This is a genomic window from Nitrosomonas eutropha (assembly GCF_900116685.1).
Lineage (GTDB): Bacteria > Pseudomonadota > Gammaproteobacteria > Burkholderiales > Nitrosomonadaceae > Nitrosomonas > Nitrosomonas eutropha_A.
Genome location: NZ_FPBL01000010.1, coordinates 21,559 through 41,865 on the forward strand (window position 1 = coordinate 21,559; position 20,307 = coordinate 41,865).

The 20,307-nt window shown below is 48.5% G+C and carries 22 protein-coding genes and 1 pseudogene; 10 read left to right on the top strand and 13 right to left on the bottom strand.

Translation table 11 applies throughout. The annotated features are described in order from the left end of the window. Positions 1–16 precede the first annotated feature (16 nt). A complete protein-coding gene (trpE, locus tag BM331_RS09430) occupies positions 17–1,504 on the top strand; it encodes an anthranilate synthase component I (protein ID WP_074929101.1) in 1,488 nt (495 codons plus the stop codon). A gap of 34 nt (positions 1,505–1,538) precedes the next feature. Here trpE and BM331_RS09435 read toward each other — a convergent pair whose 3' ends face one another. Beyond that, on the bottom strand, positions 1,539–1,967 hold the full coding sequence (locus BM331_RS09435) for a DUF2231 domain-containing protein (RefSeq protein ID WP_074929102.1): 429 nt from the start codon (positions 1,965–1,967) through the stop codon (positions 1,539–1,541). 27 nt (positions 1,968–1,994) lie between these two features. Continuing rightward, on the bottom strand, positions 1,995–2,327 hold the full coding sequence (locus tag BM331_RS09440; RefSeq protein WP_256214884.1) for a hypothetical protein: 333 nt from the start codon (positions 2,325–2,327) through the stop codon (positions 1,995–1,997). A gap of 117 nt (positions 2,328–2,444) precedes the next feature. Between BM331_RS09440 and BM331_RS09445 the strand changes: the two genes are divergently transcribed. Continuing rightward, a complete protein-coding gene (locus BM331_RS09445) occupies positions 2,445–3,107 on the top strand; it encodes a helix-turn-helix transcriptional regulator (protein WP_074929103.1) in 663 nt (220 codons plus the stop codon). Between the two features lie 116 nt (positions 3,108–3,223). Beyond that, a complete protein-coding gene (locus BM331_RS09450; RefSeq protein ID WP_074929104.1) occupies positions 3,224–4,405 on the top strand; it encodes a porin in 1,182 nt (393 codons plus the stop codon). Positions 4,406–4,470: 65 nt separating this feature from the next. Here the strand turns inward: BM331_RS09450 and lpdA are convergent, their stop codons facing one another. From lpdA to BM331_RS09485, 7 genes are all read right to left on the bottom strand, one after another. Beyond that, positions 4,471–6,240, bottom strand: coding sequence for a dihydrolipoyl dehydrogenase (gene lpdA / locus BM331_RS09455; protein WP_074929105.1), 1,770 nt, complete (start codon positions 6,238–6,240; stop codon positions 4,471–4,473). 4 nt (positions 6,241–6,244) lie between these two features. Further along, entirely contained in the window at positions 6,245–7,513 is a 1,269-nt protein-coding gene (locus tag BM331_RS09460; protein ID WP_074929106.1) for a glutamate-5-semialdehyde dehydrogenase, read from the bottom strand. A gap of 66 nt (positions 7,514–7,579) precedes the next feature. Further along, on the bottom strand, positions 7,580–8,236 hold the full coding sequence (locus tag BM331_RS09465) for a tetratricopeptide repeat protein (protein WP_074929107.1): 657 nt from the start codon (positions 8,234–8,236) through the stop codon (positions 7,580–7,582). A 37-nt stretch (positions 8,237–8,273) separates the two neighbouring features. Beyond that, positions 8,274–9,524, bottom strand: a complete 1,251-nt coding sequence (locus tag BM331_RS09470) for a glycosyltransferase (protein ID WP_256214885.1) — start codon at positions 9,522–9,524, stop codon at positions 8,274–8,276. Beyond that, a complete protein-coding gene (locus BM331_RS09475) occupies positions 9,518–10,390 on the bottom strand; it encodes a hydrolase 1, exosortase A system-associated (protein WP_074929108.1) in 873 nt (290 codons plus the stop codon). The genes BM331_RS09470 and BM331_RS09475 overlap by 7 nt, the downstream gene beginning before the upstream one ends. Next, entirely contained in the window at positions 10,387–11,235 is an 849-nt protein-coding gene (locus BM331_RS09480; protein ID WP_074929109.1) for a hydrolase 2, exosortase A system-associated, read from the bottom strand. The genes BM331_RS09475 and BM331_RS09480 overlap by 4 nt, the downstream gene beginning before the upstream one ends. 6 nt (positions 11,236–11,241) lie before the next feature. Then, complete coding sequence (locus tag BM331_RS09485) at positions 11,242–11,493, bottom strand: acyl carrier protein (RefSeq protein WP_074929110.1); 252 nt, start codon at positions 11,491–11,493, stop codon at positions 11,242–11,244. A 185-nt stretch (positions 11,494–11,678) separates the two neighbouring features. Here BM331_RS09485 and lpxK point away from each other — a divergent pair. Both lpxK and BM331_RS12250 read left to right on the top strand, forming a co-directional pair. Continuing rightward, positions 11,679–12,662 (top strand): annotated as a pseudogene (lpxK, locus tag BM331_RS09490) (tetraacyldisaccharide 4'-kinase); the annotation flags it as partial. 24 nt (positions 12,663–12,686) lie between these two features. Continuing rightward, complete coding sequence (locus tag BM331_RS12250) at positions 12,687–12,869, top strand: Trm112 family protein (protein ID WP_256214888.1); 183 nt, start codon at positions 12,687–12,689, stop codon at positions 12,867–12,869. Positions 12,870–13,091: 222 nt separating this feature from the next. Here BM331_RS12250 and corA read toward each other — a convergent pair whose 3' ends face one another. Next, entirely contained in the window at positions 13,092–14,222 is a 1,131-nt protein-coding gene (gene corA, locus BM331_RS09495; RefSeq protein WP_074929112.1) for a magnesium/cobalt transporter CorA, read from the bottom strand. Between the two features lie 336 nt (positions 14,223–14,558). Here corA and BM331_RS09500 point away from each other — a divergent pair, with 336 nt between their 5' ends. Next, positions 14,559–15,050, top strand: coding sequence for a hypothetical protein (locus tag BM331_RS09500; RefSeq protein ID WP_074929113.1), 492 nt, complete (start codon positions 14,559–14,561; stop codon positions 15,048–15,050). 3 nt (positions 15,051–15,053) lie between these two features. Here BM331_RS09500 and holB read toward each other — a convergent pair whose 3' ends face one another. Further along, the gene (gene holB / locus BM331_RS09505) at positions 15,054–16,118 is read right to left on the bottom strand and encodes a DNA polymerase III subunit delta' (protein WP_074929114.1); all 1,065 of its coding nucleotides are present in this window, start codon (positions 16,116–16,118) and stop codon (positions 15,054–15,056) included. Positions 16,119–16,240: 122 nt separating this feature from the next. On the opposite strand from holB, the gene nhaC reads away from it, so the two are divergent. Together nhaC and BM331_RS09515 are read left to right on the top strand one after the other, a co-directional pair. Then, entirely contained in the window at positions 16,241–17,668 is a 1,428-nt protein-coding gene (gene nhaC / locus BM331_RS09510) for a Na+/H+ antiporter NhaC (protein WP_074929115.1), read from the top strand. Continuing rightward, positions 17,655–17,909, top strand: coding sequence for a type I restriction enzyme endonuclease domain-containing protein (locus BM331_RS09515; RefSeq protein ID WP_256214889.1), 255 nt, complete (start codon positions 17,655–17,657; stop codon positions 17,907–17,909). Before nhaC ends, BM331_RS09515 begins: the two co-directional genes overlap by 14 nt. Here BM331_RS09515 and tmk read toward each other — a convergent pair. Next, entirely contained in the window at positions 17,886–18,524 is a 639-nt protein-coding gene (gene tmk, locus BM331_RS09520) for a dTMP kinase (RefSeq protein ID WP_074929116.1), read from the bottom strand. The genes BM331_RS09515 and tmk overlap by 24 nt on opposite strands. Positions 18,525–18,575: 51 nt before the next feature. On the opposite strand from tmk, the gene ampD reads away from it, so the two are divergent. Next, entirely contained in the window at positions 18,576–19,121 is a 546-nt protein-coding gene (gene ampD, locus BM331_RS09525) for a 1,6-anhydro-N-acetylmuramyl-L-alanine amidase AmpD (protein ID WP_083414746.1), read from the top strand. Positions 19,122–19,139: 18 nt separating this feature from the next. Here ampD and BM331_RS09530 read toward each other — a convergent pair whose 3' ends face one another. Then, positions 19,140–20,108: an SGNH/GDSL hydrolase family protein gene (locus tag BM331_RS09530; protein WP_083414743.1), complete on the bottom strand. Its 969-nt coding sequence runs from the start codon at positions 20,106–20,108 to the stop codon at positions 19,140–19,142. 42 nt (positions 20,109–20,150) lie between these two features. Between BM331_RS09530 and BM331_RS12255 the strand changes: the two genes are divergently transcribed. Continuing rightward, positions 20,151–20,273, top strand: a complete 123-nt coding sequence (locus BM331_RS12255) for a hypothetical protein (RefSeq protein ID WP_256214886.1) — start codon at positions 20,151–20,153, stop codon at positions 20,271–20,273. Positions 20,274–20,307 lie beyond the last annotated feature (34 nt).

Here is a 20,307-nt window from a genome sequence, read left to right on the forward strand (position 1 = left end):
CAACACTCTGCCTTCCATGGATCATTGCATATCTGAAAGTGAATTTAACGATCTGAAAGCACAAGGGTATAACCGCATACCTTTGGTGCTAGAGACATTCGCTGATCTCGATACCCCCCTTTCCATTTATCTCAAACTGGCCAATCAGCCCTATTCCTACCTGCTGGAATCGGTACTGGGAGGAGAGCGGTTCGGACGCTATTCTATTATTGGATTGCCCGCAACAACCAGGCTAGAAGCTTGCTCCAACCATATTCGCATAATCAGTAACAATACTATAGAAGAAAAAATCGACACAACCGATGTACTTGGCTTTGTTGACTCTTTCCTGAATCGGTTCAAAGTTGCTCCTTACGCCAAGTTACCTCGTTTTGGCGGAGGGCTGGCCGGCTATTTTTCCTACGACACTGTTCGTTATATTGAGCCCAGGCTATCTGGCCGTGCCCGTCCAGATACGTTACAGACACCAGATATTTTGCTGCTTCTCTCGGAAGAATTGATCGTTATGGACAATCTTTCCGGCAAACTTTATCTGATTATCTATATCAATCCAACATTGGAAAATGCTTATCAGACCGGAAAAGATCATCTCAAGAAATTATTACATAAACTGCGGGAGCCTCTGCCGGTACCAGTCGAAAAACCAACCTCTCCCGGAATAGCTGTTAATGAATTTTCCGAAGCTGACTTCATTGCCGCTGTGGAAAAGGCTAAACGCTACATTGTCGAAGGTGACATCATGCAGGTTGTCCTCTCACAACGTACCAGCAAGCCCTATTCCGCTTCACCACTCGCGTTGTATCGCGCCTTACGCAGCCTTAATCCATCCCCCTACATGTTCAATTATCATTTAGGCGACTTTCATGTCGTGGGTGCTTCACCAGAAATTCTGGTCAGACTGGAAAAGGATACGGTTACCGTCCGCCCGATTGCTGGCACTCGGCCGCGTGGACAAAACATTCAGGCAGATCAGGCGCTAGCAGTAGATTTACTGGCAGATCCCAAAGAACGGGCCGAACACATCATGCTGATGGATCTGGGCCGCAATGATATCGGCCGGGTTGCACAGACAGGCAGTGTAAAGGTCACTGAAAACATGCAAATAGAATATTATTCGCATGTTATGCATATTGTTTCCAATGTCGAAGGGAAACTCAAACCGGATCTGAACGCCATTGATGTATTGCGCGCCACTTTTCCGGCAGGCACTGTTAGTGGGGCACCCAAGGTCAGAGCAATGGAAATCATCGATGAGCTGGAAATCTCAAAACGTGGCATCTATGCCGGGGCAGTAGGTTATCTCGGATTCAACGGTGACATGGATCTGGCTATCACCATCCGCACCGGAATCATCAAGGATGGTATGTTGCATGTACAGGCAGGGGCAGGCATTGTCGCCGATTCCGTTCCACAGAATGAGTGGATTGAAACATGCAACAAAGCCAAAGCATTACTACGTGCAGCAGAGATTGCCGAAAACGGACTGGACAGCGCAATTACCTGAACATCCTATTACCTGCTAGCTAAGAAATTTTAGCTCAGGACGGATTGGAGCGAGTACCCACCCCGTATTCGTAAACAAGTTTGCCTCCCAGCCAACCGGCAATACAAAGAACGATCAACCCTGCGACTGACAAGGCAACAGCAGCCAGGCTCGGTTGTCCTAACCGGGTGCCATCCAGCCGCAGAAACAGGCTGACTGCGTACAACGACCAGCTGGCCATCATCAACAGCATATGCTGATTAGCAATCTTCATAGCGGGGCTTTTCTGATCAATTTTTGCAAGCTCCATCAATCCTGCCACCATAGCAAGCAATGCACTAATCGTTCCAATAATGAGCAGCACCCCGGCCATCCGGCTGACCAGCTCATTTATCGTAAACAAACCAGCGATATCACACAAGGTTGATATAAACCAGGTTGCAATCGGAAAATGAACCAACATTGGATGGACGGGGTGTCTCATGGCAAGGTTTCCTTTTTCAGGGTTACTTTAAAACAATACGCTCAACAACGTGAGAAAGCCCGCCACGGCTATTCCCGCATGAATAAAAACAATATTTTTAGATGCCACATTACCTTTCATGTGAATCGAGGCAAGATAAAACCCACCCAATGCTGCCACAACCAACAGACCTAATGCAGCAGTCAGACGGTTATCACCCGCCCCCTCCAGCACCACTAATATCAGCGTCACCAGACCGGCTGCGCCCAGCAGCGCATGTACGATTGAAACAGCCCACGGCGCAAGCTGCCCAGAAAGCACTTTCGAAGCCAAAAATAAACCCCCGACGGCAGCAATCGCAAAAATTATAATTGCAATCATAGTCATTGACATCTTTACTCCTTCCTCTTTTTTAATAATGAGGTTTTCACTATATTACACGCTAGAATACTTTTGCAATTCAAATATGTCAAAACTTAAAATGATGTTTAATCAATCATGAAATCTGCTTTATCGTTGCTGGGCGAACGCCAGCAATCTTTGCTCACAGCTTTGCTGCATCATCGAAAAGGATTAACCGTAGAGGAATTATCCTGCCTGCTCGCCATTTCCCGGAATGCCGTCAATCAGCATCTTGCCCATCTGGGCGGCAGTGGCTTCATTCAAAGCTCTTTACAGGAAAGCACCGGTGGCAGACCTGGCAAGGTATACACACTGACACCCAATGGCCTGGAGCTTTTCCAGCGACGCTACTCATTTCTGGCAAAGCTACTACTTTCCTGGATAGATAAGAACATGGGAGAACGCGAGCTTGATGCGTGCCTGACCGGGCTTGGAAAAGAAATGGCAAGCGGACTTGAATATCGCATCACACAGCATTCTTCACACAATGACAGACTACAGGAAGCCGTTACCATCATGAGCGAGCTTGGCTACGATACCCGCATCAATCAGATATCAAAAAACCAGGCGGAAATTGTCGCCAATAATTGTGTCTTTCAGGAACTGGCCCAACAACATCAGGAATTCTGCAAGCTTGACATCAGCTTCCTGACTAACTTGCTAAAGGCTGACATCGAACATACGGAATGTATTGTCAAAGATGGCAAATATTGCCGTTTCAAAATAATTAATACCAATGACCCCAATCTTGATAATTAAACTATACCGGCGACAAATGGTAGCATTACAATTCTGTCTGTTTCACTCGTGATTTGAATACAAATATACTCACATCTCTTCTGATTTGGTCAGAATAACAGACAGGAAACAACTGTATGCGTGCAGTTCAATGTAACAAAATCAGGATCTCTTTCTTCACAGCATTTAGCCTGCTTGCTGCAGCTCCAACCTATGCAGAAGAAAGTAGTCTAATCGAAACACTGACCGGCTATAAAATCAACGAAATTACACCCGCTCCGTCAATTAAACTGAAATTTGGTGGATGGGTGGAAACTGGCTTTAGCGGTAACCCGCAAACCCCACGCAACAAGTCAAACTATCCGGTGTCGTTCAATGACGGTGCCAACCAGTTTAAACTCCACCAGGTGTATGCCTATATCGAAAAAGAAGTTGACCCCAGTAAAGATACCTGGGATATCGGTATGCGTGCCGATCTTCTGTATGGTACGGATGCAAAATTTTCAGCTACCACCAACTTTGATACCAGTATTTTTGGAGACAGCCCCAAACATCAACTGGTGTTTCCCCAGCTGTACGCAAACCTGTTCGCTCCGATCGGAAATGGCCTCACTCTGTCAATTGGCCATTTTTATACACTTATCGGCTATGAATCTGTGATGTCATCCAGTAACTTTTTCTTCTCACATGCCTACGCCATGCGCTATGGCGAGCCTTTTACACACATGGGAATGTTGCTCTCCTACCCGGTTAACTCTAATCTTACCGTCAAAAATGGGATCGTTACCGGCTGGGATAGTCTTTCTCGACACATCCCCAATTATATGGGTGGATTAAATTATGCTACCGACGATGGAAGAACTACACTTGCAGTTTCGTTGATTACCGGAGATACAAGAACTGGCAGCTTGCATGAGAATCACAATCGCACCATGTACAGTGTAGTGATAGAACATCGTCTCCTGGAAAAATTGCGTTATGTATTTCAGCACGACTTTGCAATTGAGGCCAGAACGGCCGAATCTCCTTCAGCCTCGTGGTACGGTATCAACCAGTATCTTCTGTACGACATTTCAAAGCAGCTTGGTGCAGGATTACGTGTGGAATGGTTTCACGACAGGAATGGAACGCGCGTAATGGGAGATGGCAATAATGAGGATTTCGTTGGTATTACAGCAGGATTAAACTACAAACCTGTTCCCGGAATCACCTTGCGCCCGGAAATTCGCTACGACTTGGCTACTCGCCATCATGTCTTCAGGGATGGTAGAGATGACGACCAGATACTGCTCTCGGCCAGTGCCATCCTGCATTTCTGATTCTCTGGATATTTTCTGCCCGGCTGGCCAAACAAAAAAACAGCCAGCCAGTTACTGCTCTACATTCACTTCTTCGGCATGTAGAGATCCGTGATCGTACCTTCCGCCAGCTCTGCAGCAAACAGGACAGTTTCGGATAAAGTGGGATGGGGATGAATAGTCAACCCAATGTCTTGCATATCTGCCCCCATTTCCAGCGCCAGCACTGTTTCCGAGATCAATTCCCCTGCATGAGAACCCACCATTCCTGCGCCAAGAATTCTTTGGGTAGTCTTGTCAAAGAGTAATTTGGTCATACCTTCATCGCGCGCCATGGTGATGGCACGACCACTAGCTGCCCAGGGAAATACTGCTTTCTCATAAGCAATACCTTGTTTTTTGGCTTCGGTCTCTGTCAGTCCCATCCAGGCAACTTCAGGATCGGTATAGGCCACCGAAGGAATGGTGCGCGCATCGAACGCCGCCTTGTGCCCGGCAATAACTTCTGCTGCTATTTTGCCTTCATGCGAGGCCTTGTGTGCCAGCATAGGCTCCCCGGCAATATCGCCGATTGCAAAAATATGAGGCACGTTAGTTCGCATCTGTTTATCTACTGCGATGAAACCACGCTCATCCACGTTTACACCAGCGGCCTCAGCATTGATCAACTTTCCATTGGGCCGACGCCCAACCGCAACCAACACCCGATCATAGCCTTGTGGCTCCGGTGCCTGTGCACCTTCAAAAAATACCTGCAAACCTTCTTTATCAGATTCTATTCTGCTGACACAGGTATTAAGATAAATCGCCTCACATTCAGCCTTCAGCCTCTTGTGAAGCGGTTTAACCAGATCAGCATCTGCTCCCGGTATAAGTTGCGCCATTCGCTCCACGATACTGATTCTGGCACCCAGCGCGTGATAGACCGTAGCCATCTCCAGCCCGATGATTCCACCTCCCACAATAAGCATGCGCGGCGGGATCTCTGTCAATGTCAGTGCGCCGGTTGAATCAACAATGCGTTCGTCATCCGGAAATACCGGGATGTGCGCAGCACTGGACCCGGCTGCGATAATGCAATGCTCAAATGAAACTGTTTTGATCCCATCCGATGTTTCAATTTTAATTAGATGCGAATTGGCAAACTTCCCGGCGCCCTGAATAACGGTCACCTTGCGTTGCTTAGCCAGCATCGACAAACCCTTGGTCAGCTTGCTTACAACCGATTCTTTCCAGGAACACAGCTTGCCAATATCAATTTCCGGCTCTCCGAAATGAATACCGTACTGATTCGCCTCTTTTGCTTCCGTAAGCATTTTTGCAGCATGCAGCAGTGCCTTGGAGGGAATGCAACCTACATTCAGACAAACCCCGCCCAATGTGGAATAGCGTTCAATCAACACAACCTGCTTACCCAAATCGGCTGCACGAAATGCAGCCGTATACCCTCCCGGACCGGCACCCAGCACAACCACTTCAGCATGCAATTCACCACGCGCAATTTCAGGTGATGGCACCACTATCCTGGAAGGTGCTTTATCTGTACCTGCAACAACGGGTTGATCGGCAACTTTAGCCTCATCATAGGATGATGCTGAAGACACAGCTTCTGCTTCCTTGACTTCCAGTGTGGCAATGAGCGATCCCTGTGAAATCTTATCGCCGGCTTTGACGTGCATTTCTTTCACAATGCCCGACTGAGGTGCCGGAACTTCTATTGAAGCTTTATCGGTCTCGAGTACCAGCAGCGGCATTTCCTGTTCCACCTGATCCCCCGGTTTGACCAGAATTTCTATGACTGGAACATCCTTAAAATCGCCGATATCAGGCAAAACTATTTTTGTAAATTGTGTCATCTTCTTATTCCCTGATATGGCCATCGCCCAGTACGATAAATTTCTGGCTGGTCAGTCCTTCCAACCCTACCGGGCCACGTGCGTGCAGCTTGTCTGTGGAAATACCGATTTCTGCTCCCAGACCATATTCAAACCCGTCAGCAAAACGGGTTGAGGCATTCACCATGACCGAGCTGGAATCCACTTCACGCAAAAATTGTCGTGCACGCGAATAGTCTTCCGTCACGATAGTATCGGTATGCTGTGATCCATAGGTGGCAATATGCGTAATGGCCTCATCAATATCAGCCACAATACGAACACTCAGAATCGGCGCGAGATATTCAGCGTACCAGTCTTCCTCCACTGCCGATTTCATTCGGGAAACGAGTGCACAGGCGGTCTCATCCCCGCGTAATTCCACCTCTTTTTCCAAAAATACTTGGCAGATACGCGGCAAAAACTGTTCAGCAATCCCAGAATGCACCAGCAACGTCTCCATGGTGTTACATGTGCCGTAACGCTGGGTCTTAGCATTATCTGCAACACGTACCGCTTTTTCCAGATCTGCCGATAAATCAACGTACACATGACACACGCCATCCAGATGCTTGATAACTGGAACACGTGCTTCATTGGTAATCCGTTCGATCAACCCCTTGCCACCGCGTGGGACAATCACATCCACATATTCACTCATGGTAATCAGTGCGCTCACCGCCGCACGATCCGTCGTCTCCACCACCTGCACAGCCTGTTCAGGCAGGTCCGCCGATCTAAGTCCTTCTCTTACGCACATGGCAATGGCCTGATTACTCTGTATCGCCTCGGATCCCCCACGCAAAATCGCCGCATTACCAGCTTTCAGGCATAGACCGGCAGCATCCGCCGTCACATTCGGGCGGGCCTCATAAATAATACCGATTACCCCCAGCGGCACCCGCATTCTGCCCACCTGAATACCGGATGGACGATAATCCAGATCTGTCATTGCACCGATCGGATCAGGTAAGCTGGCAATCTGTTCCAGACCGGCAGCCATGCTGGCAATTCCCTTCGAAGTCAATGTCAGACGATCAATCATGGCTGATTCCAGATCTTTGTTTCTGGCCCGTGCCACATCTGCTGCATTAGCCGTCAGCAGCAATGCCTCATCGCGACGAATAGCCTGAGCCATGGCAGTAAGCGCATGATTCTTGGCAGCAGTATCCGCTTTCGCAACGAAGCGGGCCGCTGCACGCGCTGCTCGCCCGAGTGCCTGCATGTCAACGTGTATTTTTCCGTTTCTTTCCATGAGGAATGTCAGTCAATCGGTTATCAAGGGTAATTCGGTAAATCAGGCAGGGATTTGTCAGAATCATTATTTACCGGAATCTTTGGCAGTCGATCCTCGCCACTTTCCTGCACGAATCAGTTTATTCCTGAGGCCGGGTAACGGAAAATCAAGTGCATAAGCCTGCTCGGCATAATGACCGGCCTTTTCGTAGTTTTTCTGCTTGAAATACAGCAACCCAAGGTTATAAAGAATTGTGGCATTGTTTGGCTCCAGATTGGCCGCCACCCGCAGCTGTTTGAGTGCTTCTTTATTTCTGTTGTGATGAGATAAAAATGCGCTGTAGATTGAGCGAACCTGTGCATCCTTCGTATTCATACGAATCGCCCGATCGAAATAACACTCGACCGGCCATTTTAGTCCAGCAATACGGGTAGATTTTTCCTTGATCGAGTATTTGAAGAGTGTAACCAGGGCACGATGATGATTAGGCCAAGCGTGGAGGGTATAGTTTAAATCCCCTCCGATTACAGTTGATTGTCCACTAATCATATTTTCCACGTTGGAGGTAAAGTGATAAGCCTCAACAATATCCAATTCTTTCTTGAGATTAAATCGATCCATATAATCAAACGGGCCAAAGCTACTCTTCAGATCACCACAATAACTCTTGTTCCGAGCTGCCTCTACTAGCAGTGGCGTAAAAAAGAACACCATAACAATAAAAATTGTCAGAATCCTCATAGGTTCCGCTCGCTCTCTCCAAAAACTTAACGTTACTTTACTTATCAATTTTTGTAATAGCACCCAATAACCCAGCCAATTCCCCAGCTCCTGTCTCTCTAGAATTGGACAATATTTTATCCATTGGTGCAATTGGCGCCTTGTTTTCTCTCAATAACGCAAGAAATCGCCGCAATCCATCCATAATGGCTTCCTTCGAATCCAGCGGTGCAATCGTGTCGATCCCCACATTACGCAGCTTTCCTGCCGTATCACCCACCGGATCGGTCAATGCCAGAATAGGTCGTTGTGCACGCAAGTATTCATACAATTTGGCAGGAATCTGATTGTTGCAGTTAGCTGCCTGCAAAATTAGCAATCCATCTACAGCCAGCATCTCGGCTAGTGCCTCATTGTAGGAAATTGGAGGCGCAAGTGAAACGATGGTTCCAATTTCAAAACGATCAATCAAGGACTGCAGATATTCTTCATGGTGTGAAGCACGCAGAATAATGTGCAAACTTTCAGCACTAATTACATTCTGCTTCAGCAAAGTGACTAAAGCTTCAAACAAACAAGTTGGATCCCGCTCCGATGGATAAATAATTCCACTGTGCAGCAGTGTAATCCGGCCAGTTCTGGCAATCTGATTCACAGAACGTGTAATAGCAGCGAAACTGGATTCATCATACCCGTTTTCTATCAAATGAAATTGTGATGCCGGGACATGCGAAAATCGTGTTTGATAATCTCTCAATGTACCAGGTGTCGTAAAAACAGCGCTGGAGCAATGCTCAATCGTTTTATTTTCTACCCATTCGTACGTACGGTAGGTTAACGGATGAGGAGGATAATCCGGTTGCACCATGGGATCTCTAAAATCAGCCATCCATGGAATACCTGTCAAACGATGTAAGGTTAACCCTATCAAATGCGCCGTTGCGATGGGATAGGTTGACCAGATCACATCCGGCTTGTATTTCCTGATCAGATACAACCCGACAGGTATCGCCCCCAGCCACCAGCTCACCCAGCGATCCGGTTGAGCCAGTAGCCGCAGGTATCGCCCTTTCAGAGTCAAATGTCTTGCCGTATCCAGTGCAAAAGCACGATAAACACGCACCTGCTCCCGAATATCCGCCAGCTGACCGGAATCAGTTTGCTGGTAGGCGCGCGGTGAAGGAGCCAAAATAATTGGCTCCCAGCCATGATCAGGCAAATATCGGGCAAAACGCAATGTCCGCTGCATCCCGCTGCTACCGTGCAAAGGCGGGAAATGATAGGCGATCATCAATACTCGCTTTACCATGACAGCACACGATTTGCGGTTTGCTCTGCTACTTGATCACGCCATTCGCGAGTGGAGAAAGTATGATTAGCACTTTCTATATGAAAAACTTCCGTTTGCCTTGTTTTCATAGCCTCCTGCCAATCCGCCGATGAATTAGCCAGATCCAGAAACTCACGCGCTGTCAGATCATTTCCACTGGTAATGATCAGTATTTTTCCCCGGAAACGTTTCAGGCCATCCAGCATACGCTCCGGCAAAGGAGCTGTCAGATCACATGATGTACTGGCACTATCTTCTGAAACAGCCGATTTTTTACCGCCTTGCAAACTATTCCTGCCTAATTCATACAAAGATCGGATGGAAACCAGCAAATTGAATTTCCCGCCAAGCAGTTTTTTCCAGAACTCCGGCTCGAACAGACGCTGCAGGTAATAGTGTTTCAGATACGCTTTGGCGATGCCCTGCTCTGTTCTGACCCATGGATTCAACAACACCAATCCACTCACTCGCCGATCCTGATGCGCATAGAATAACGCTGCTGACGCTGCATCACACAACCCCCAAATCACGACATCCTCCAGAAAGGAGCACTCGCCGAAGAAAAAATCAGTAGCACTACGCAAATCCTCGCCAACATGCTCGAACGTCCTGATATCACCGTCACTATCACCCATCCCCCGGCAATCAAATCGCATAACGGAAATACCACGCTTTGCCAAATAGCGCGCAAGTAATACAAACTGTCGATGGCTGCCGACACGATATTGCGGCCCGCCGACGACGATTAGCACGCCACGTGCAGCCGGTTGTTGCGGCACACTCATAATCCCGTACAACCATTCATGTTCACAACGGAAGCGCAGCGCTCGCTCTTGAAAGTTCATGGCTGGATTCTGGAAAATGATTCAACCGCCTTGGTAGTCGCTGCCAGCAACTCAGAGCATTCACCGATCTCTTGGGTCGCCCAGAATGGCAACCCAGGCATGAGCGCCACTTTTGGACAGATACCGGACTGATTCCATATCTCCACGATCGAAGTACTGGCTGGAGAAAGCCCGCGCCCGGTACTAGGTGTAATTTCAAACCAATATACTTCACTGTTTTTGACAGCCAATTGCCCCAATTTCAATGCATCAATAGCAGCAGCCATCGCAGATGAGAGGGTATAACCTGCTATTTCAAGTGCCTCGCCCGCTCTCAGCTTTTCACGAAAACCCTGAACATTTGTAGCCTTATCCGCATCATCCGACATAAGCTTACTCACCAGTTTCAAGCGCAAAAACTGGGTCAAAAATGATTTACCACTGACCACAGGCTGCCAAAGCACAAATTTTACCGAACCCATTCCCACCCCCTCGGCATAGTCCAGCGCCAGCAAGGCCCCCAACCGCAACCCCCAAAAATGAATCGATGTAAACCCCTGTTGCATTAACCATTGATGAGCATATTCAACATCACCTTTCCAGATTTCCCAGGTAGCATCCCCAAAATCTCCTTCGCTGTCCCCGCAACCATACAAGTCGATCTGCAGCACACCAACCCCCATTGCTGCAAACACCTTGGCTTGTAAAGCAGCCATGCGCCGGGATTTATTCATTTCCTCAGCAAACGGATGGATATAAATAAAGGCCTGGCTTAAGGGCACCCCCTTGCCGGGCGGATGGTAAAGGCAGAAACGCTTTCCTGGCGAAGCATCCAGAAAAAAAGGTTCGGCCGGTTGATTATTCATGCAGATTCAATGCGACAACTTATGCTCAACAAAAAGTGCCAGGCTGCCGAGCGTTTCAAAAGTCTGCGCACTGATTTCATCGTCATCCACCGAAAAATCAAAGTACTCTTCCAGTGCAGTAATCACGTTGACTACTGCCATCGAATCCAGCTCGGGGATATTACCGAGCAGAACAGAATCAGCTGTCAGCACGTGTTTTCTTTCCCCAAGATTCAATACATCACCCAAAATATTTCTGACTGCTTCAAGATGCTGCATAATCACTCCACAAAAGGCCATTGCTCGATATCAGCGGCATTTTAAGACAGTTTCTTAAAATATGCCGAATTGATCGCTCCCACAGCCTCGCTGTAAAACTATTTATTTAATGTTGAGCCGCTGAATCGGATGATGTTACAGTTGACGACAAACGATTCCCAAAGCCTAATTATCCCAATCGCATCATGAACTGGTCAGAACTGTATTGGCAACGCATCACTCCGCTACATCTCCTGTTGTGGCCAATCAGCTTGCTATTTGTCCTGTTTCAGTCTATCCGGCGCCATCTGTATCGGCGCACGATATTAACCTCGGTTCATCTTCCTGTGCCGGTGATTGTTATTGACAGCATCACTGCCGCAAGCCCGGTTAAAACACCGCTCATCATCCAGATAGTCAATATGCTGAGAGCAAGTGGATTACGGCCCGGAATCATTGGCCACGGCTACACTGATAATTATCACCCACCAATGAGCGTGACCATTGATAGCCCTCTACAGCTCGCTGGTAAGAAATCACTGTTACTCGCCTATTATTTACGTGAAACCTGCCCTGTATGGATCGGCCATGATCGGATCGAAGTGGCAAAAGCACTGCTGGAAGCACATAAGGAATGTAACGTACTGATATGTAATGACGGCCTGCAGGATCTTCGTCTGCAGCGTGACTTTGAAGTCGTTATTGTTGATACCAGCGTCATCAATTCCGGGAATGGTCTGATCATGCCTGCCGGGCCGCTGCGAGACAGCTTTGCTCGTTTAAAGCATTCGAATGCCGTCGTGCAGGCAGGCCATCAGAGACAAATTCCGGATATCGGGGAAGAGATCCGAACGTTTTATATCACGCTGCTGAAAGAGCGTTTTTTCAACCTGTCACGACCTGAATTAACTGCCAATGCGACGGAGCTTGCAAACAAGCGTATTCACGCCATTACCTGCGACCTGGATGCACAGAATTTTCTGGATAACCTCAAATTTCTGAGATTGACGGTCATCCCTTACATCTTTTCTGAAGATCATCATTTTGTTGCAAAGGATTTTCTGTTTGATGAAGCTGAAATCATTCTGATATCGGAAGCAGATGCAGTAAAATGCTTTAATCTGCACGACGAGCGCATCTGGGTTTTACAACAGGAATATCGTGTTGACCTCGGGTTACGCGCAATCATACTTAAGAAGCTGAGAGAAAAATTTATGGATCCAAAACTTCTGGACATTTTGGCTTGTCCCTTATGCAAAGGCCCTCTTATCTACAAAAAAGATCGGATGGAGCTAATCTGCAAGGCGGATCGGTTGGCTTACCCTGTTCGGGATGGCATTCCCGTCATGCTGGAAGACGAAGCAAGAAAACTGCCTGACGAAGAAGAAATCAAGTAGACAGACTTTCCACAGACGGAACCTGCTCCCGCCATTTTCCCGATGATAGAAACTAAACTACCACTTGCTAATAGCAGTGCAGACAACTTCAGTCGTCTATCCGCACCAAGCTAAGCACGCATGAATCAACCTATTTAAAGTAAAAGCCGCCGTCTAAGGATAGTGGCTTTCACCAAATTCATGGAAATAATCCGGGACAGTGCAGCATCTGATTGGTACCACTTACAGCCAGCGCTTGCGCCGGAAGTAAATCAGCATACCAATAACCACAGCGGCCATTACACTGAGCACATAAAAATAGCCAAAACGCCAGTGCAGCTCAGGCAGATTCCACGGACTTTCGGTATCGAAGTTCATACCGTACAGACCTGTGAGAAACATAAGGGGTAAAAAAATTGTGGCGATAATGGTAAGTGCCTTCATGACATCATTCATACGCTGGCTCACTGCGGACAGATAAGTATCAAGCAGATTGGAGGCCATCTCACGATAGGTTTCAACAAAGTCAATTACAATCACGCAGTGATCGTAACAGTCGCGCATGTAAAGCCGTGTGATATCAGACAAAAAATGTCCGTCATCGCGCATCAGTGCGGCGATAACTTCACGTTGCGGCCACCAGACGCGACGCATCTGAACCAATTCACGCTTGATACAATGAATCTTGTTACGCGCCTCATGACCTGGATTGTCAAGAATTTCATCTTCCAGCGCTTCAAGCTGATCGCCAAGTGCCTCAAGCAACGAAAATCCACTATCAACTATGACATCCGCCAGTGCGTACAGTAAATAATCGGTACCATGTTCGCACGGCTTGCCCATATTGCGAATACGCCGTCGAACAGGTTCGAAAAGATCGCCTGGACCATCATTGATACTGATCAAATAGTTTTTTCCCAGAAAAATACTCACCAGACCGGTATTAAATTTATCCGTTTGATCCTGGTGCAAATAATTGAGTACAACAAACTGCTGTGCCTCGTAGGCTTCTATTTTGGAACGGGTTTCCCGATGGAATACATCCTCAAGCGCAAGCGGATGCAAACCAAACACCGCGCTCAATGCCTGCAGCTGCTCTGGAGCAGGAAGGCCTTGTAAATGCAACCAGGTAATGTCTGTTGCGTTGGCGGCGGGTACCTGGCAATCGCGGGCTGTAAGCCCACGTTGCTCTTCGACTACTCCACTTTTCCCATAACGCAGCAGTGAAATACACGCCAATGGTATCGGCATCGCCTCTGATCCTGCAATCGGCAGAGCTTCCAAAGAACCAGGAGGCGCACCCGGACGATAATTACGCACACGAACATGATGCTTGCGCAGATGGCTCAAACTCGTCGTAATTTTATGTTTCATACACTCCTCTTTCCACTCCGAAAGAATCTTCTGCCAAATAAAAATTCCTGGTTAAAAATATGATGGGGTGAACATGCAAGCTGCCGATTCCCAGTCACAATCGTTGCACAGTGATCCAATCTTTGGATAAGATCGGAAATGTTAATCTGTCAGGCGTTACGAAAATAAGTTGTTATGGCCAGATCTTTTATATTTCTCAAGTGGCCTGAGCAATACTTCGTGCAGGCAGGATAATACATCTCGGATCAGCTCGAAAAACTGTCGCGAGCAGATCGGGCGTCGTAAGTCTCTTAAGACGCCCTTCAATATAACAAGCTGTTTTCATAAGGGGAACACATGAACAATATAGGAAAAGGATTACTGATTGCTCTCGCAATCACCTGGTCAAGCCTGGCTTTTTCAGTACAGGAAGAAGAACATGCTGCAGCCTCTGCACCTGCGGAAGAAACAGCCTCGGCTGCTGCCGAATCTGAAACTGTGGCCAAGGCAGATGAAAATACACTGCCCAGCGGTATTGGCTGGCAACTGATACGCAAAGTTGAAATGGGTAATTCAGGAAAATTTGTAAATATGGTACTAATCGAAAAAGGGCGGCAAGCAGATAAAACGATATACAGCTCTGCTATTCATAAGCTGTGCGCAAACGAGAAAGAGTTCTGCCGAATACGTTTCTGGGTACAGAAATACTTTATTCCTGAAAAAGCTTCTCTCACGCTGGAGCAACAGAAATCCCAGCAGGCCGACCACCTGTTTAATCGTGCAGCAGATATTCACAGAACGCTCTGGGCTTGCACCATCGACCCAACCAGCGAATCCTGCATTCAGTAGTTACTACCTTGTTTCTGAGCCTGCCGGACGTATTATTTCAGCGCAGATCAGAAACATCTCTTCCAGAAACAGCCTGGGGTTAAGCGGGTGGCGCGCTAGTTGCTGTGAAGCAGCCAGATCACGCCATAGAAATCCAACTGCAACCGGGTCTATGACTGCCGCCTGCCGCTTTATGACATCCATCTGCTGCAGGTGGTAACGTACTCTTCCACTCAGGTGGCAGCTCATCAAGTCATAGCACCATTTTTGCAACCAGCTGGTCACACTGGATAAATCCTGCTTGTACAATTTTTCTGCCAATCCGATTGGATCAAATTTTCCCGGCACACATAAACTCTGAATAAAATCAGCGTGATGTGAAGATTGCTGCTCGTCATATTGCAATGCCAGTAACGGCGAGAAACCCGACATGGCCAAACGGAAATCAGGTTGTGCAATTCCCTGTTGAATCAACCAGTCCTTTGCAAGTTTGTGATCTGGCGTCGGCATGGCAACCTGCCGGCAACGGCTCAGAATAGTTGCCGGAATCACTGACGTTCCGTGCGCTATCAGCATAAACAACACCTCTGGCGGCGGTTCTTCCAGCTTTTTCAGCAACGCATTGGCAGCAGCTGCATTCATTGCCTCGGCCGGATGAATCAACACCACCTTGTAGCGATTCTGGTGCGCGCTCAGATAGATAAAATCATCCAGTGTACGGATCTGCGCAATCGTGATCTGCTGACTTGGCTTTTTGCCAGCTTTTGTACTACCGGCCTCCTCCTGTTTTTCTTCGCTATTCCTGTCTGCCGTCCCATCCTGGACTGACAGCGCCTCCGGCTCCAGCAAACGAAAATTCGGATGCAGCCCCTGCTCAAACCAGTAACAATCCTGACATTTTCCGCATGCCTTCCCTGTTGCATTCACCTGTTCACACAGCATGGATTGCACCAGAGCAAGTGCAAAACCCAGCTTGCCGATCCCCTTACGTCCTTTTAGCAACAGGGCATGATGCCGTTTCAAACTGTCCGGCTGCCTGATCTGCTGCCAGATTGTCTGCTGCCACGGAAAAATTTCAGCCACGGTCATTTTTAAAGTTACCCTATCTTAAAAATAGTTCTTCATTCGATCAAGAAACTACCCTTGATAAAAACATCGCAGCTTAGCGCGATTACTGACACTTAACTGAGTGTATCTATATCACTACAATCATGACACACAACGACACCACCGTAGAGGAACTGCCAAATATACATCCACTCCCTTCCTTTTGGCAGGCACTCATTTGCTTTACAGGAATACTGCTACTGATCGCATCGGGTTTGTTCGTGTTTCAAATCAGCCTGCACGCACTGATTTTTCTGGCATTGATCTGGGCAGGCCTGCATACACATAGCCTGGGTTATTCGTTTACTGCCATTCGCAGCATGATGGATGAAGGCATCGTCAGAGCATTGCCAGCGATTTATATTTTCCTGCTGATCGGCATGGTAATCGCCAGTTTTATGCAAAGCGGTACCATCGCAAGTCTGTTGTATTTTGGTCTCGACTGGCTCAGTCCCTCCCTGTTTCTGGCAACCGGTTTCGTATTGTGCAGCTTGATGTCGGTTGCAACCGGCACCTCTTGGGGCACCGTCGGCACCATCGGCGTAGTACTGATCGGAATCGGTAATGCCATGGGTATTCCGCTGCCACTGGTGGCCGGCATGATCATCTCCGGCGCAACATTTGGTGACAAGCTATCGCCGATTTCCGATACCACCAATCTCGCGGCAATGAGTGCTGGTACGAATCTGTACCGGCATATCGGCTCAATGCTGTACACCACTCTGCCCACATTCATAATTGTTCTGGCTATTTTTCTCGTGTGGGGGCTACAGTACGGCGATTATCATCTTCCACAAGCACATCTGGCTGAAATCCGCAGCGCGCTGGCACATTCCTATCGGATGAACGGGGTGATAACGCTGCTCCCCCTGCTAGTGATGTTGGGCATGAGTATGAAACGCTATAACGCTGAAACCAGTATGACGTGCAGCATTCTGCTAGCCATGGTAATCGCCGTGGCCTATCAGGGAAGAGATGCTGTCAATGTCATCAACGCGCTGTGGTTAAACACACCCGGCCATACCGGTATCGCCAACATTGACGAATTACTCGGACGTGGCGGTTTATACAGCATGGCCTGGACCTTGCTGTTATCCATCATGGCGCTGGCGCTGGGCGGAATCCTGTATCGCGCCAGATTTCTGCAAGTACTGCTAATGCGGCTGATTGCGCCGATCAGCCGAGCCAGTACCCTGATTGCCGCCACTATTGCCTCCGGCCTGGCCGGTAACCTGGTCATGGGAGAGGCGTATATTTCCATCATCCTCAACTGCCAACTGTTCAGGCAACCTTATCGGGAAAAGCAGCTGGATCCAGCCGTATTATCGCGCTCCATTGAGGAAGGCTCCACACTGACCACCGGCCTGATCCCATGGACAACAGCAGGTGTTTTTTACGCTGCAACACTGGGTGTACCAACACTGGACTACGCCGCGTATGCTCTGCTCAACGTGCTGAATCCTCTGGTTTCAATCATCATGGCCATGCTGGGAATCGGCCTGCTGCGCCCCAAACACCCTGTGGAGAGTTAACACAAACGCTACTTCTGCCTGCCATAACCAGCTTGAAAAAGTAAAATATCTATTGCTGATGAGCTTGCGTGAGAATGTGACGGTCGACTGGGCACACCGCGATTCCGCACGGGCGCGGATGCGAGTGCTGGTAAAACATATTCTGCGCAAGTACGGCTATCCGCCTGACTTGCAGGACACGGCGGTGCAGACGGTGCTGCAGCAGGCTGAGGCGCTGTCAGCGGGATGGGGCGTGGCTTAACCAGAATTCCTCCACAGCTTCCACCATGGCCATCTTGACTTCTGCCAGCGGCAGGCTGCCATCCACTACCTTGATCCGTTCAGGAAACTGGCTGGCGCGTTGCAGATAGGCTTGCCGCACCCGCTCAAAAAACAGATCTGGTTCCAGCTCAAAGCGATCGGCTACTCTGGCAGATTGCACCCGCTGGCGGCTGATTGTCACCGGCACGTCGAAGTACAGGGTCAAGTCCGATGAAAAATTACCCTGAACCCATTGTTCCAGAATTTCCAGCCTGGCTGCTGGCACTCCCCTGCCGCCGCCCTGGTAGGCAAAGCTGGCATCGGTAAAACGATCTGAAATTACCCAGGCACCACGCTCCAATGCTGGCAATATCACTTTGTCCAGATGTTCCCGCCGTGCAGCAAACATCAGCAGTGCTTCAGTTTCAGCGTGCATCACCTGTTGATGATCCAGCAGCAGCTTGCGCAATGCTTCACCCAGCGCTGTGCCGCCCGGTTCACGGGTAACCACCACTTCCACGCCTTTATCCTGCAGAAAATGCTCCAGCCAGGCCAGATGCGTGCTTTTTCCCGCTCCGTCTATTCCTTCAAAAGTAATAAATTTTCCGCGTCGCAAGATAGTCACTCAATTAAAATGAAATTTCCGAATCAATACTTTCAATTATCCATGCTAATCGACGCGGACGGCCATCTCGTTCATGCCAGATACATTCCCTCCCCTAATTGCGATGAACGGCCGGATCGGAATGACATCAGCCTGCTGGTCATCCACGCCATCAGCCTGCCGCCGGAAGAATTTGGCGGTGAAGGTGTGATTGAACTGTTTACCAACCAGATCAACCCACAAGTACACCCGTATTATCAAGAGCTGGCGGGATTAAAAGTCTCCAGCCATTTTTTTATTCGGCGTGATGGCGAAATCATCCAGTTTGTCCCCTGCATACTGCGTGCCTGGCATGCTGGAGTCTCCTGCTGGCAAGATCGCACTCGTTGCAACGATTTCTCTATTGGTATTGAGCTGGAAGGCAGTGACAACCAGCCATTTGAGCCGATTCAATATACCCAACTGATCGAACTCACCCAGGCACTACAGGCAGCCTACCCTATCAATGACATCGTTGGGCACGCCAATATTGCGCCACAAAGAAAAACTGATCCCGGCCCTCACTTTGACTGGCAGGGTTACCGGGAAGCACTCGAAGCAACCCGATAATCAACCGGTCAGGTTTTTTCAGATCCTATTTCTGCGTGCAAAAACAAGTACCAGCCAGCCCAGCATCAGCAAGGCAAGCGTTCCCGGTAGAGGGATGGCCCGGGCAAAAACAGAGCCAAACAGGGCATGCGCCTGCGTGGTAGGGTGCAGACCATCCCAGAATATGTATTGATCCGGGTTACTGCATTCACCCTGAAAAGACAGACAGCTTGCCTGTGCATTGGTAAAACCATACGCAGCCGGATCACCAACAATCTGATTGAAAAAGGAATAGGTATCAAACTGGAGAATTTCAGCAACAGGAAACTGCGTACCCAACGCCGCCAACTGAGAAGACAGCGCCGTATTAAACATAGTGGAGAATAATGTGGCCAGCCCTTGTACATTTCCTCCTGCAGCCAGCGGTGTCAGGCCCAGATCAGGCAGGTTGGGCACAAAAAAATGAGTGGCTCCAGCCGCCATGAGTGTGCCTACATTAGCTGCGATATTCTGCGCCGCAGTAGTGGGCGAATCTAATGTCAGAAAATCATTCGCTCCACCCCAAACAAAATACAACGCATCCGGATCAGCCACTCCTCCCGAAGAAAGCAGATAACCTCCAATTTCCAGACTGATACCGGGCAATCCGAAAGCACCGGGTGAGGTTGCAGATCCTCTATCACCATAGTTACCGATACCACTGGTTGCTCCGGCGACGGAGAAATTAAAAAAATTCCCTGAATTAGCGCCACCAGGCAGGATTGAATTTGCCAGATATTCAACCGCTACCGGCCCATTGGAGTAATGTCCACCCACATAAGGTGGGCAGGGATGGTCGGGATCACAATTATTTCCCAGCAGCTTGTAAATACTCGTTACCGCAGTCGGGCTGTTACCGCCATCCGAGAGACTATCGCCAAACGCATACAGGCTGGTAAACGGCGTTGCCCAGACAGCTCCGGACAGCATGAAGGTCAGGGAAAGCACACCCATTATCAGTTTTTTCACAATTTATCCTCATGGCAGATTGATTGAAAAAGATACTACTGTATGCATTTTGAATCTCTGGATACCTTTGCACAACCCTGGAATGCTTCAGAATACGGCAGCGGTAGTCGTCTGGAAATTGATATTCAGCTGCTGGCATACATGTTCGGCGGTAAAGCGCGGTAATGGGTTAGGCACAAAAACTCGTACTGATTCATCC

Bases quoted from the DNA above. Each gene is read 5' to 3' on its own strand.
- trpE (WP_074929101.1), top strand. From the start codon at position 17: ATGGATCATTGCATATCTGAAAGTGAATTTAACGATCTGAAAGCACAA.
- BM331_RS09440 (WP_256214884.1), bottom strand. From the start codon at position 2,327: ATGATTGCAATTATAATTTTTGCGATTGCTGCCGTCGGGGGTTTATTT.
- corA (WP_074929112.1), bottom strand. From the start codon at position 14,222: ATGAAACATAAAATTACGACGAGTTTGAGCCATCTGCGCAAGCATCAT.
- ampD (WP_083414746.1), top strand. From the start codon at position 18,576: ATGCTAATCGACGCGGACGGCCATCTCGTTCATGCCAGATACATTCCC.
- BM331_RS09465 (WP_074929107.1), bottom strand. From the start codon at position 8,236: ATGAGGATTCTGACAATTTTTATTGTTATGGTGTTCTTTTTTACGCCA.
- holB (WP_074929114.1), bottom strand. From the start codon at position 16,118: ATGACCGTGGCTGAAATTTTTCCGTGGCAGCAGACAATCTGGCAGCAG.
- BM331_RS09485 (WP_074929110.1), bottom strand. From the start codon at position 11,493: ATGCAGCATCTTGAAGCAGTCAGAAATATTTTGGGTGATGTATTGAAT.
- BM331_RS09470 (WP_256214885.1), bottom strand. From the start codon at position 9,524: ATGGTAAAGCGAGTATTGATGATCGCCTATCATTTCCCGCCTTTGCAC.
- BM331_RS12255 (WP_256214886.1), top strand. From the start codon at position 20,151: ATGCATTTTGAATCTCTGGATACCTTTGCACAACCCTGGAATGCTTCA.
- BM331_RS09475 (WP_074929108.1), bottom strand. From the start codon at position 10,390: ATGAACTTTCAAGAGCGAGCGCTGCGCTTCCGTTGTGAACATGAATGG.
- BM331_RS09445 (WP_074929103.1), top strand. From the start codon at position 2,445: ATGAAATCTGCTTTATCGTTGCTGGGCGAACGCCAGCAATCTTTGCTC.
- BM331_RS09450 (WP_074929104.1), top strand. From the start codon at position 3,224: ATGCGTGCAGTTCAATGTAACAAAATCAGGATCTCTTTCTTCACAGCA.
- BM331_RS09480 (WP_074929109.1), bottom strand. From the start codon at position 11,235: ATGAATAATCAACCGGCCGAACCTTTTTTTCTGGATGCTTCGCCAGGA.
- nhaC (WP_074929115.1), top strand. From the start codon at position 16,241: ATGACACACAACGACACCACCGTAGAGGAACTGCCAAATATACATCCA.
- BM331_RS09435 (WP_074929102.1), bottom strand. From the start codon at position 1,967: ATGAGACACCCCGTCCATCCAATGTTGGTTCATTTTCCGATTGCAACC.
- lpdA (WP_074929105.1), bottom strand. From the start codon at position 6,240: ATGACACAATTTACAAAAATAGTTTTGCCTGATATCGGCGATTTTAAG.
- BM331_RS09460 (WP_074929106.1), bottom strand. From the start codon at position 7,513: ATGGAAAGAAACGGAAAAATACACGTTGACATGCAGGCACTCGGGCGA.
- BM331_RS12250 (WP_256214888.1), top strand. From the start codon at position 12,687: ATGGATCCAAAACTTCTGGACATTTTGGCTTGTCCCTTATGCAAAGGC.
- BM331_RS09500 (WP_074929113.1), top strand. From the start codon at position 14,559: ATGAACAATATAGGAAAAGGATTACTGATTGCTCTCGCAATCACCTGG.